This is a genomic window from Luteimonas sp. MC1825 (assembly GCF_014764385.1).
Classification (GTDB): Bacteria; Pseudomonadota; Gammaproteobacteria; order Xanthomonadales; family Xanthomonadaceae; genus Luteimonas.
The window spans coordinates 2,153,647-2,166,116 of the sequence record NZ_CP061714.1; the positions used below are offsets into that span (position 1 = coordinate 2,153,647).

The 12,470-nt window shown below is 71.1% G+C and carries 11 protein-coding genes; 7 read left to right on the forward strand and 4 right to left on the reverse strand.

Translation table 11 applies throughout. The features are described 5' to 3' along the window. Positions 1–2: 2 nt before the first annotated feature. Positions 3–950 carry a prolyl aminopeptidase gene (gene pip / locus IDM46_RS10105; RefSeq protein ID WP_185115612.1) on the reverse strand — a complete coding sequence of 316 codons (948 nt, stop codon included), beginning with the start codon at positions 948–950 and terminating at the stop codon, positions 3–5. A 34-nt stretch (positions 951–984) separates the two neighbouring features. Beyond that, a complete protein-coding gene (gene prmC, locus IDM46_RS10110) occupies positions 985–1,836 on the reverse strand; it encodes a peptide chain release factor N(5)-glutamine methyltransferase (RefSeq protein ID WP_185115613.1) in 852 nt (283 codons plus the stop codon). A 233-nt stretch (positions 1,837–2,069) separates the two neighbouring features. Between prmC and ahpC the strand changes: the two genes are divergently transcribed. The 3 genes from ahpC to IDM46_RS10125 all read left to right on the forward strand — a co-directional run bounded on the left by ahpC (position 2,070) and on the right by IDM46_RS10125 (position 5,373). Continuing rightward, entirely contained in the window at positions 2,070–2,633 is a 564-nt protein-coding gene (gene ahpC, locus IDM46_RS10115) for an alkyl hydroperoxide reductase subunit C (RefSeq protein WP_182825153.1), read from the forward strand. 153 nt (positions 2,634–2,786) lie between these two features. Continuing rightward, positions 2,787–4,367 carry an alkyl hydroperoxide reductase subunit F gene (ahpF, locus tag IDM46_RS10120; RefSeq protein WP_185115614.1) on the forward strand — a complete coding sequence of 527 codons (1,581 nt, stop codon included), beginning with the start codon at positions 2,787–2,789 and terminating at the stop codon, positions 4,365–4,367. 52 nt (positions 4,368–4,419) lie between these two features. Further along, positions 4,420–5,373 (forward strand): LysR substrate-binding domain-containing protein, encoded by a 954-nt coding sequence (locus IDM46_RS10125; RefSeq protein WP_182825149.1) that lies wholly within the window; start codon positions 4,420–4,422, stop codon positions 5,371–5,373. Positions 5,374–5,388: 15 nt separating this feature from the next. On the opposite strand, the gene msrA is transcribed toward IDM46_RS10125, so the two are convergent. Both msrA and IDM46_RS10135 read right to left on the reverse strand, forming a co-directional pair. Next, positions 5,389–6,039, reverse strand: coding sequence for a peptide-methionine (S)-S-oxide reductase MsrA (gene msrA / locus IDM46_RS10130; protein WP_182825147.1), 651 nt, complete (start codon positions 6,037–6,039; stop codon positions 5,389–5,391). 71 nt (positions 6,040–6,110) lie between these two features. Continuing rightward, positions 6,111–8,309, reverse strand: a complete 2,199-nt coding sequence (locus IDM46_RS10135; protein ID WP_182825145.1) for a diguanylate cyclase — start codon at positions 8,307–8,309, stop codon at positions 6,111–6,113. Between the two features lie 197 nt (positions 8,310–8,506). On the opposite strand from IDM46_RS10135, the gene IDM46_RS10140 reads away from it, so the two are divergent. The 4 genes from IDM46_RS10140 to rlmM all read left to right on the forward strand — a co-directional run bounded on the left by IDM46_RS10140 (position 8,507) and on the right by rlmM (position 12,469). Continuing rightward, on the forward strand, positions 8,507–10,261 hold the full coding sequence (locus IDM46_RS10140) for a glutamine--tRNA ligase/YqeY domain fusion protein (RefSeq protein WP_182825143.1): 1,755 nt from the start codon (positions 8,507–8,509) through the stop codon (positions 10,259–10,261). 84 nt (positions 10,262–10,345) lie between these two features. Then, on the forward strand, positions 10,346–10,771 hold the full coding sequence (locus tag IDM46_RS10145) for a hypothetical protein (protein ID WP_182825141.1): 426 nt from the start codon (positions 10,346–10,348) through the stop codon (positions 10,769–10,771). Next, complete coding sequence (locus tag IDM46_RS10150) at positions 10,771–11,346, forward strand: nucleoside deaminase (protein WP_185115615.1); 576 nt, start codon at positions 10,771–10,773, stop codon at positions 11,344–11,346. Before IDM46_RS10145 ends, IDM46_RS10150 begins: the two co-directional genes overlap by 1 nt. 34 nt (positions 11,347–11,380) lie before the next feature. Then, positions 11,381–12,469 (forward strand): 23S rRNA (cytidine(2498)-2'-O)-methyltransferase RlmM, encoded by a 1,089-nt coding sequence (gene rlmM, locus IDM46_RS10155; protein WP_185115616.1) that lies wholly within the window; start codon positions 11,381–11,383, stop codon positions 12,467–12,469. Position 12,470: the final 1 nt, after the last annotated feature.

Sequence of the window (12,470 nt, forward strand, 5' to 3'; positions counted from 1 at the left end):
CGTCAGCCCTGTGCGAAGCGGTCGGTGGCGCGCACCAGCGCGTCGACGTTCTCGGCCTCGAACGCCGAATGCCCCGACCCCGGGGTCACCACCAGCTCCGCCTTGGGCCAGACCTGGTGCAGGTCCCAGGCGTTCTGCACCGGGCAGACCACGTCATAGCGGCCGTGCACGATGACGCCGCGGATGTCGACGATGCGGTAGGCATCGCGCAGCAGCTGGTCGTCGACCTCGAAGAAGCCGCGGTTGCTGAAGTAATGGTTCTCGATGCGCGCGAACGCCAGCGCGAACTCCGCGTCCTCGTGGTCGGCGACGAAGCGGTCGTCGACGTGCAGGAAGCTGGTGGCACCTTCCCACATGCTCCACGCGCGTGCGGCGGCCAGGCGCGTGGGCGCGTCATCGGACGTCAGCCGGCGGTGGAACGCGGCGATCAGATCGCCCCGCTCGTTTTCGGGGATCGCGGCGATGTAGCGCTGCCAGGCTTCCGGGAACAGGCGCGAGGCGCCTTCCTGGTAGAACCACTCCAGCTCCCAGCGGCGCAGCATGAAGATGCCGCGCAGCACCAGCTCGGTGACCCGCTTGCAGTGCGCCTGTGCGTAGGCCAGCGCCAGCGTCGAGCCCCAGGAACCGCCGAAGACCTGCCAGCGTTCGATGCCGAGCGTCTCGCGCAGGCGTTCGATGTCGGCGACGAGGTGCCAGGTGGTGTTGTCGACGAGGTCGGCATGCGGCGTCGACCGCCCGGAGCCGCGCTGGTCAAAGAGCACGATGCGGTACTTCGCCGGATCGTGGAAGCGGCGCATCTTGTCGGTGCAGCCGCCGCCGGGTCCGCCGTGCAGCAGCACCACCGGCTTGCCGTCCGGGTTGCCGCACTGCTCGTAATGCAGCGAGTGGCGATCATCCACCTGGAGGCGACCGGTGTCGTAGGGCTCGAGCTCTGGATACAGGGTGCGCATGCAGCGGAAACCTCTTGGAAATCCGCCCCCGAGTCTAGCAGGCGGCCCCGTCACCCCCGCCGCGGCGGCCCAGCGTGACGCGGTCGCGGCCTTCGAGGTCGGGGATCGTGGCGACCGCGGCGAAGCCCGCCGCCCGCAGCAGCGCCGCCACCGCCGCCCCCTGGTCCCAGCCGTGCTCGATCAGCAGCCAGCCGCCGCTGGCGAGGTGCCGGGGCGCCGCAGCGGCGATCACGCGGATCGCATCCAGGCCGTCGCGCCCGGACGCGAGCGCCTCGGCCGGCTCGTGGCGGAGGTCACCGCGGCCGAGGTGCGCGTCGCCCTCGGCGATATACGGCGGATTGCTTGCGATCAGGTCGAAGCACGCGCCGGCCAATGGCGCGAACCAGTCGCCTTCGCGGAACTCGACGTTGCCGATGCCCAGCGCGCGCGCGTTGGCGCCGGCGACCGCCAGTGCCGCGGCGCTGCGATCGGTGGCCAGCACGCGGGCTTGCGGGCGCTCGCTGGCAATCGCCAACGCGATCGCGCCGCTGCCGGTGCCCAGGTCCGCCACGCGCGTGGCCGTGGCCGGCGGTATCCGCGCCAGCGCCTGTTCGACCAGCAGTTCGGTCTCCGGGCGCGGGATCAGCGTGTCCGGGGTCACGACGAGGTCGAGCGACCAGAATCCGCGCCGGCCCACCAGGTAGGCGACCGGCTCACCGGCCGCGCGGCGCGCGACCAGCGCGTCAAGGCGCGCCGCGTCATCGCCCGCCAGCGGTGTGTCGCCGTGCGCGTAGAGCCAGCCATGGCTGCGGCCCAGCACGTGCAGCAGCAGCGTCAGTGCGTCATCGGGGTCGATCCGGGTGCGCGACGCGCGGAGCGCCTCGTCGGCGGTGCGGCTGCCGGTCATGCGCCGCCACCGGCCCAAATCTGACCCCCGCACGCCACGCAACCGCCCCCGAAGACCAAAAATTGGATCGCTTTCAATGAGTTGCCTTGTGAATTACGCGGAGTGGCGCCATATCGATAGCGTAGACCTATCGATTACATAGAATCAATCAGTTTAACTTTTCGATAGGTTTTGCCTAAAGTTAACCGCATCCGGCACGCGCCGGTTTCTTCCCCACCGACCCCGAGGATTCCATGTCCGTCATCAATACAGAAATCAAGCCGTTCAAGGCTACCGCCTACCACAACGGCGAGTTCATCGAAGTCTCCGACACCGATCTCAAGGGCAAGTGGTCGGTGGTGGTGTTCTACCCGGCCGACTTCACCTTCGTCTGCCCGACCGAGCTTGAAGACCTGGCGATCAACTACGACGCGTTCCAGAAGCTCGGCGTGAACGTGTACAGCGTGTCGACCGACACCCACTTCTCGCACAAGGCCTGGCACGACACCTCGGACGCGATCGGCAAGATCCAGTACCCGATGATCGGCGACCCGACCGGCACCATCACCAACAACTTCGACGTGATGCGCCCCGGCGTCGGCCTGGCCGACCGCGGCACGTTCATCATCGACCCGCAGGGCGTGATCCAGTCCGTCGAGATCACCGCCGAGGGGATCGGCCGTGACGCGCTGGAAGTGCTGCGCAAGGTCAAGGCTGCCCAGTACGTTGCCGCCCATCCGGGCGAGGTGTGCCCGGCCAAGTGGAAGGAGGGCGAGAAGACGCTGAAGCCGTCGCTCGACCTGGTCGGCAAGATCTAAGTACCCGCACTACTCCACTCCATCCCCGCGCGAGCGGGGGTGGGGCTGGACCGGAGTCCGTGCGCTGCGCGGCCTGCGGTCCATCCCCACGCCGGTGGTGCCCCGTCCGTGACGGGGTGCTGGCCCCGCATTGCCGAACATCAGGAGTCCGACATGCTCGAAGACGATCTCAAGACCCAGCTCAAGGGCTACCTGGAGCGCCTGCAGCGCCCGGTGGTGCTCGTCGCCAGCGTCGACGACGGCACGAAGTCCGCCGAGCTGCTGGAACTGCTCGAGGACATCCGCACCCAGTCCGACAAGGTCTCGGTCGAGATCCGCCGCGACGACGACCAGCGCAAGCCCTCGTTCGCCGTGACCTCCCCCGGGCATGACATCGACCTGCGCTTCGCCGGCCTGCCGATGGGCCACGAGTTCACCTCGCTGGTCCTCGCCCTGCTGCAGGCCGGCGGCCACCCGTCCAAGGCGGCCCCGGCGCTGCTCGAACAGGTTGCCAACCTGGAGGGCGAGTACCGCTTCGAGACCTACTTCTCGCAGTCCTGCCAGAACTGCCCCGACGTGGTGCAGGCGCTCAACCTGGCGGCGGTGCTGAATCCGGGCATCCATCACGTCGCCATCGATGGCGCCCTGTTCCAGGAGGAAGTCGACGCGCGCGAGGTCATGTCGGTGCCGACCGTGTTCCTCAACGGCGCGCTGTTCGACCAGGGCCGCATGAGCCTGGAGCAGATCGTGGCGCGGCTCGACACCGGTGCCGCCCAGCGCGCCGCCGCCGGGATCGCCGGCAAGGACCTGTTCGATGTGCTGGTGGTGGGCGGTGGCCCGGCCGGCGCCGCGGCGGCGGTCTACGCCGCGCGCAAGGGCATCAACACCGGCGTGGTCGCCGAACGCTTCGGCGGCCAGGTCCTGGACACCATGGCGATCGAGAACTTCATCTCCGTGCAGGAGACCGAGGGCCCGCGCCTGGCGGCGCAGCTGGAGGCGCACGTGCGCCAGTACGACGTCGACATCATGAACCTGCAGCGTGCCGAAGCGCTGGAGCAGGACGCCGACGGCATCACCACCGTCCGCCTGGCCAGCGGCGCCTCGGTGCGCGGCCGCACCGTGGTGCTGTCCACCGGCGCGCGCTGGCGGCAGATGGGCGTGCCCGGCGAGGACCAGTACCGCAACAAGGGCGTGGCCTATTGCCCGCACTGCGATGGCCCGCTGTTCAAGGGCAAGCGCGTCGCGGTGGTGGGCGGCGGCAACTCGGGCGTGGAAGCCGCCATCGACCTGGCGGGCCTGGTCGCCCACGTCACGCTGATCGAATACGACGACAAGCTGCGCGCGGACGAAGTGCTGCAGCGCAAGCTGCGCAGCCTGGCGAACGTCCGCATCATCACGTCCGCGCAGACCACCGAGGTGCTCGGCGACGGCAGCCGTGTCAATGGCCTGGTCTATCGCGACCGCGCCGGCGGCGATTCCCATCGCGTGGAGCTGGAGGGCGTGTTCGTGCAGATCGGCCTGCTGCCCAACACCGAATGGCTCAAGGGCACGCTGGCGCTGTCGCCGCGCGGCGAGATCGAAGTGGACGCCGCGGGCCGCACATCGCTCCCCGGCGTGTTCGCCGCGGGCGATGCCACCACGGTGCCGTACAAGCAGATCGTGATCGCCATGGGTGAAGGCGCCAAGGCCGCGCTCGGCGCGTTCGACCACCTGATCCGCAGCAGCAGCCCGGTCGCCGAGACCGCCGCCGCGTAAGGGCACATCCGGCCACGGCCACGCGGCCGCGGCCGCGCCACGAGGGGACAGCATGAACCTGCGCGACCTGACGTATTTCATCGCCCTCGCCGAACACCTGCACTTCGGGCGCGCGGCGGCGGCCAGCTTCGTCAGCCAGCCGACGCTGTCCACCCAGGTGCGCAAGCTCGAGGAAGAGCTGGGCGTGGTGCTGGTGGAGCGGGCGCCGCGCAAGGTCATGCTGACCCCGGCGGGCCGCGACGTGGCCATCCGCGCGCGGCGCATCGTCGCCGACGTGGAGCAGATGCGCGAGTCGGCGCGGCGCAGCCGCGACCCCGAGGCCGGCACGGTGCGCCTCGGCTTGTTCCCCACGCTGGGTCCTTACCTGCTGCCGCACGTGGTGCCCGGGATCCGAGCCCGCTTCCCGCAGCTCGAGCTGCTGCTGGTCGAGGAAAAGAGCGACGTGCTGCTGTCGCGCCTGCAGGAGGGCCGCCTCGATGCCGCCCTGCTGGCGCTGCCGGTGAATGAGGAGCAGCTGCACGTCGAATTCCTGTTCGAGGAGCCGTTCGTGCTGGCGGTGCCCGACACGCATGCGCTGGCCGGGCGCGACGCACTGGCGATGAAGGACATCGCCGGCGAGCGCCTGCTGCTGCTCGCCGACGGGCACTGCCTGCGTGACCAGGCGCTGGATGTCTGCCACCTGTCCGGTGCCAGCGAGAAGGACGAGTTCCAGGCCACCAGCCTCGAGACGCTGCGACAGATGGTCGCGGCCGGTGTGGGCATCACCCTGCTGCCGACGCTGGCGGTCAAGCCACCGGTGGCGCGTTCGCAGAGCATCCAGCTGGTCGGCTTCCGCGATCCGCCGCCGAGTCGCCGCGTGGCGATGGTCTGGCGCAAGAGCTCGGCGATGCACGAATTCCTGCTGGCGCTGGCCGAGGTGCTGCGCGACCTCCCGCCGGGCCTGCTTGCACCCGCCGCCGGCGCGACCGCCGTGCCGCTGCATGCCCCGGGCGCCTCGGGCGCCTGAGCGCGCGCGCCGGCGTCAGGCGCCGACGCCCACGGGGCAGGACACGCCGGTGCCGCCGATGCCGCAATAGCCCCCCGGGTTCTTGGCGAGGTATTGCTGGTGCTCGTCCTCGGCGTAATGGAACGCCGGCGCAGGATGCACGATGTCGGTGGTGATGGCGCCGAGCCCGGCCCCGGTGAGCCGCTGCTGGTAGGCATCCCGGCTGGCCAGGGCCTGCGCCTGCTGCGCCTGCGTCGCGCAATGGATCACCGAGCGGTACTGGGTGCCGATGTCGTTGCCCTGGCGCATGCCCTGGGTGGGGTCGTGGCCTTCCCAGAAGCGTGCCAGCAGCTGCGCGAACGGCAGCACCGCGGGGTCGTGGACCACCAGCACGACTTCGGCATGCCCGGTCTCGCCACTGCAGACCTCGCGATAGGTCGGATTGGGCGTCAGCCCGCCGGCATAGCCCACCGCCGTGGTCTCCACGCCGGGCAGCCCCCAGAACAGGCGCTCGGCACCCCAGAAGCAGCCCATCCCGAAGGCGACCCGCTCAAAGCCCTCGAACCCGCCCCGCAGCGGTCGGCCATGCACGTGGTGGATGTTGTGCAGCGGCAACGGCGTGCTGCGACCCGGCAAGGCCTGCTCCGCCGTCGGCATGCGCTGCTTCCACGATCCGACTCCCAGCATGTCCGCACTCCCTCTTGACGTCGCGACCATGATCCGCGCGCCGCGCCACCCGATCAAGGCGCGGTCGTCGCTCAGCTGAACACCGCAGGCGCGACGTGCACGCAGTTGCGGCCGGCGTGCTTGGCCGCGTACAGCGCCTTGTCGGCGCGCTCGACCAGGGCCGCGGGCAGGTCGTCGCCGGACAGGCGGGTGGCCACGCCGACGCTCGCGCTCAGCGGCACCGGTTGCCCTTCCCATTCGAACGCCAGGCACTCGACCGCGAGGCGCATGTGCTCGCCGATCGCGCGCGCGGCGGCCCCGCCACGACCTGGCAGCACGGCGATGAATTCCTCGCCACCGTAGCGTCCGAGCAGGTCGCCTTCGCTCAGCGCGGAGTGCAGCGCCTTGGACACCGCGCGCAGGCAGGCATCGCCGCAGCCATGGCCGAGGCGGTCGTTGATCGCCTTGAAACGGTCGAGATCGATGAACAGCACCGAGATCGGCTGCCCGCTGCGCACCGACTCGGCGAAGCCGCGACCCAGCCACTGGTCGATCGTGCGCCGGTTGAAGGTACCCGTCAGCGCGTCCAGCTCGGCCGAGCGCTGCAGGGCCACCGCCGACCGCGCGTGCTCGATGCCGACCTGGGTCGCGCGCGAGAATTCGCCTGCCAGCGCCAGCTCCGCCGGAGTGAAGGCCTCGCCGCCGGTGCGCTGCAAGAGCAGCACGCCCCAGGCCGGCGCGCGGATGGCGAGTGGCAGCACGGCTTCCATGGCCACCACGCCGCGGTCACCGGCAGCCGTGACCGGCTGCTGCAGGGGGATGCCATTGGCCGCGTGGCGCTTGAGCGGCAGCAGGCGGCTGGCGACAATCGCGTCCACCGCCGTCTTGCTGGCCTGGGGCACCACCAGGTCGATGTCACGCCCGTCCTGGCTACGCGTCAGCAACGCCGCGAACGCCACCGGCACCTGCGGCACGAGGTGGTCGAGCATCAGCCGGTAGGCGGTCCAGGCCAGGTCGGTTTCCGGCACTCCGCGCAACGCGGTCTGCAGCGCCGCATTGAGGTCGGCGCGCGCCGCCTCGCGCCGCATGCGCGTCTCCGACTCGGCGCGTGCAATGCGATCCTGGTCGCGCTGGTCGCGGTACTGGCCCACGCGGCTCACCAGCCCGACCGCCAGCACCGCGGCCGCGAACGCGAGCACCAGCTGCCCGCCGTAGCGCAGCCACACCGGGTCCAGCCAGCGGCCGGCAGCCACGAACTCGATCACCAGCGACACCACCGCGACCAGTGCGAACAGCAGCACCAGCGACCAGGCCATCGGCACCCGGCGGCGGCCGGCGTCGACCAGCATCGCCACGCCCAGTGCGGCCGCGACCAGTTGCATGGCCAGCGCCACGCCGGGCAACACGGCGCGCAACGCCTCCACGCGCAGCAGGCAGACCGCGGCCAGGATGCCGAGCGCCCAGACATGGCGATCGGCGAGGCGCGACAGTCGCGGCATCGCCAGCGCGGTTCCTGCGTAACGTTGCAGCAGGGGGAGCACGGCGGCCAGGAACAGCAGCCCGAGCACGCGGATTCCGTCCCCGCGCCAGGCCGAGGCGATCCCGAACACGGGCAGCGCGTACAGGTGCCCGTTGTCGGCCGCCGTGGCCAGCAGGGCAAGCACGGCGGCGGCGAAAAACCGCAGGAAGGCGCGATCGCGGACGGCGCCGTACAGCGACAGCGACAACAGGGCCAGCACGAACAGCGCGGCGTATACCGAGGCACTGATGGCCGACCCGAGCTGCGCGATGCGCATCGCCGCGTCCGCGCGCACCACCCGCACGCGCAGCACCTCGCGCTCGCTGCCGATCACATGCAGGTCGATGGTGGCGTCGCCCCGCAGGTCCCCTGGCAGGGGAAACAGATAGCCGGACGGCAGCATGCCGTCGTCGGCCGGCGGGGCGAAGAAGTCGCCGCGCCCACTTCGCCAGCCCGCGCCTTCAAGCCAGACCTCGTCCACGGCGCCGCGGCTGACCCACGCGACCCAAGGTGGGCCCCCGTCGGCCTCGTCGGGCAAGGAGACGCGGACGGGAAGCACGGTCAATCCTGTGGGCCGCACCGGCAGGACCAGGGTGTCCGCGGCCGCACCCGCCTGGCCTGCGCCCTGGGGTTCGCCGAGTGCCAGGGGCAGCCCGTCCAGGTCACCGCGGAACGCGCCGGAACTGGCGGTCACCAGCAAGGCCAGCAGCAGCGCGACCCCCGCGGCGAGCGGCCACTCCTGGCGAAGCGCCATCCACCAGCGGGGCGTCATCAGGCACCTCGGCCGGGGCGACGCGCCCGCGGAGCGGCACATGGTGGCCAAGCGCGATCCGGGATGTCCCTGTCCATAGCCGCCCCCCAACCGATGGCAAACACGCAAGCAAGCAACATGCCACTGCGCCCCGCGGCGCCGCTCGGCTACACTTCGCGGCCCGTGGCGCAGCCCGCGCCGGCAGCGTCCATCGCCACATGAGCCTACCCGCAGACCCGACCGCCACCGCGCCCGCAGCGCCCGCCGAGAAGCAGGACTTCATCCGCCAGATCGTGCGCCAGGACCTCGCGGCCGGCCGCCACCGGGCGATCCGCACCCGTTTCCCGCCGGAGCCCAACGGCTACCTGCACATCGGCCACGCCAAGGCGATCTGCCTGGACTTCGGCATCGCCGGCGAGTTCGGCGGCACCTGCAACCTGCGCTTCGACGACACCAATCCGGCGAAGGAAGACCCCGAGTTCGTGCAGGCGATCCAGGACGACGTGCGCTGGCTTGGCTTCGAGTGGGCCAGCCTGCGACATGCCTCCGACTACTTCGAGGTCTTCTACCTGGCCGCCGAAAAGCTCATCCGCCAGGGCGATGCCTTCGTTTGCGACCTCAGCGCCGACGATGTGCGCGCCTGGCGCGGCTCGCTCACCGAAGGCGGCCGCGACTCGCCGTTCCGCGGGCGCGGCGTGGACGAGAACCTGGACCTGTTCCGGCGCATGCGCGCGGGCGAGTTCGCCGACGGCGCGCGCACGCTGCGCGCGAAGATCGACATGGCCAGCGGCAACATCAACCTGCGCGACCCGGCGCTGTACCGCATCAAGCACGTCGAGCACCAGAACACCGGCGCCGACTGGCCGATCTATCCGATGTACGACTTCGCGCACGCCCTTGGCGACGCCGTCGAAGGCATCACCCATTCGCTGTGCACGCTGGAATTCGAGGACCACCGCCCGCTGTACGACTGGTGCGTGGACCGCGTGGACCTCGCGGGCAACCCGGAGCTGCTGGCACCGCTGGCCGCCAAGGGCCTGCCGGTCGAGGCCGCCAAGCCACGCCAGATCGAGTTCTCGCGCCTCAACATCAACTACACGGTGATGAGCAAGCGCAAGCTGACGCAGCTGGTCGCCGACGGCCTGGTGGACGGCTGGGACGACCCGCGCATGCCGACCCTGCAGGGCCTGCGCCGCCGCGGCTACACGCCGGCCGCGCTGCGCCTGCTGGTGGACCGCGTCGGCATCAGCAAGCAGAACTCGGTGATCGACTACTCGGTGCTCGAAGGCTGCCTGCGCGACGACCTGGACACCGGCGCCGAGCGGCGCATGGCCGTGGTGGAACCGCTGAAGCTGACGCTCACCAACCTGCCCGATGGCCACGCCGAGCAGTTGCTGTTCCCGAACCATCCCAAGGACGAAGCGCTCGGCACGCGCCAGGTGCCGTTCTCGCGCACGCTGTGGATCGAGCAGGACGACTTCGCCGAAGTGCCGCCCAAAGGCTGGAAGCGCCTGGTGCCGGGTGGCGAAGTGCGGCTGCGCGGCGCGGGCATCATCCGCTGCGACGAGGTGCGCAAGGATGCCGACGGCAACATCGTCGAACTGCTGTGCACGCTTGACCCGGAGTCGCGCCCCGGCATGGAAGGCGCCAACCGCAAGGTCAAGGGCACGATCCACTGGGTCGACGCCAGCCGCGCGGTTGCCGCCGAGATCCGCCTCTACGACCGCCTGTTCGCGGTGGCCGACCCCGATGACGAGAGCGACGGCCTGGGCTATCGCGACCGCATCAACCCGGCCTCGCGGCGCACCGTGCAGGGCTGGGTGGAACCGGCCGCCGCTGCCGCCGAGCCCGAGCAGTCGCTGCAGTTCGAGCGCATCGGCTACTTCGTCGCCGACCGCCGCGACCATCGCACCGACGGCCCGGTGTTCAACCGCAGCGTGACCCTGCGCGATACCTGGGCCGCCAAGGCCTGAGCCGACCCGCGCGCCGGCCTGCACGTCGGCGCCACCGCCGCGCGGCTAGCATTGCCCGCGCATCTTTCCGCCAAGGAGCCCCACATGCGCCGGATCGAACCCCGCACGCTGCTGTCCCTGCTTTCCCTGCTTTCCCTGCTGCTCGCTCCGCTGCTGCTGGCCGCCTGTGCCGCACCGCAGTCGAGTGCCGGCAACGGCGTCGGACCGCCGACGGCATCGGAACAGCCACGCGAGTCCGTGCCACGCCAGCGCCCGGGCACCGTGGCCGGGGTGCCGGTGCTCGACCGCAGCTGCAAGGTCGACAGCGACTGTGCGGTGAAGGACGTCGGCAGCTGCTGCGGCTACCGTCCGGCCTGCGTCAACAAGGACGCCAAGCCTGATCCGGCCGCGGTCCAGGCCGCCTGCGCCGCCAACGGCGTGATGGGCACCTGCGGCTTCCGCGAGATCGAAGCCTGCAGCTGCGTCGCCAACACGTGCGAGGCCTCGGCCTCCGCGGCGGTGGCGCGCTGATGCTCTACGCCCAGGTCCACCTCACGCTGCCGGCATGGGTCCATGACGTCGTCGACACCACCCGCGCCTATGCCAGCGACGAGGACAAGGTCGCGCTGGCCATCGAACTGGCGGGCCGCAACGCCGCCGCGCAGACCGGTGGCCCGTTCGGGGCGGCGGTGTTCGGCCCTTCCGACCGCGTGGTCGCCGCGGGCGTCAACGTGGTGCTGCCGCAGAGCACGTCGCTGGCGCATGCCGAGAACATGGCCTACATGCTGGCCCAGCAGCGGCTGCAGCGCCCGCGCCTCAACCAGGACGAGGACGGTCGCCATGATGGCCCCTACACGCTCGCCACCTCGGCGCAGCCCTGCTGCCAGTGCTATGGCGCGACGGTATGGGCGGGCGTGGACCGCCTGCTGATCGGCGCGCGCGCCGAGGACGTGCACGAACTCACCGAATTCGACGAAGGCCCGCTGCCCGCCGACTGGATCGGTGAACTCGGGCGCCGCGGCATCGAAGTCGCGCGCGACCTGCGCCGCGACGACGCCCGCGCCGTGCTGGCCGCCTACGGCCAGACCGGCGGCCGGCGCTACTGATGCCGTCAGCGCCCCTGCCATGGACCGTGGCGGCATGAGCGGCCTGCTCTGCTATTGCCGCGCGGGCTTCGAGCCGGAGCTCGCCGCCGAACTCGGCGAACGCGCGGCGGCCGCCGGCCATGCCGGCTATGCCGTCACCGACCGCGACAGCGGCTACGTGCGCTTCCTCGTGCCGGGTGGCGATGCGCATGCGCTGTCGCGCGCGCTGCCGTGGCGCGACCTGGTGTTCGCGCGGCAGAAACTGCAGCTGCTGGCCGACCTGCCGGCGCTCGACCCCAGGGACCGCATCTCGCCGATCATCGCGCTGCTGCAGTCCGCGTCCCTGGCGGGGCCACCCGCGGCCGCGGGCCAGGCGCCGTACGGGACCCTGCTGGTCGAGCATCCCGACAGCGATGCCGCGGGGCCGCTCTCGGGCCTGGCGCGTGCGCTTGGCAATGCCCTGCGCCCGGCCCTGCGCAAGGCCGGCCTGCTGGCCGCAAGCGAGGACCCGCGCCGCCCGCGCCTGCACATCTGCCTGCTCGCCGGCGACCACCTGCTGCTCGCCTGCAGCGACAGCCGAGACTCGTCGCCGTGGCCCAACGGCGTGCCGCGCCTGCGCCTGCATCGCGATGCACCCTCGCGCTCGGCGTTGAAGCTCGAGGAAGCCTTCATGTCCATGCTCGACGACGGCGAACGCGAGCGCCTGCTGCGCCCCGGCATGCACGCCGCCGACCTCGGCGCCGCGCCCGGCGGCTGGACCTGGGTGCTGCTGCGCGAAGGCCTGCAGGTGATGGCGATCGACAATGGCCCGCTGCGCGAGCATGTGATGGATACCGGACGCGTGACCCACCTGCGCGAGGACGGCTTCCGCTGGCAGCCGCCGCGCCCGCTGGACTGGATGGTGTGCGACATGGTCGAGCAGCCGCGCCGGGTCGCCTCGCGGATGGCGACCTGGTTCCGCGAGGGCTGGTGCCGGCAGGCGGTGTTCAACCTGAAGCTGCCGATGAAGAAACGCTGGCTCGAGACCACGCTGTGCCTGGACCTGTTCACGCGCGAGGCTGGTCGGCCGTTGACCGTGCGCGCGCGCCAGCTCTACCACGACCGCGAAGAGATCACGGTCATCGCGATGCCTGCCGGGAGCTGAA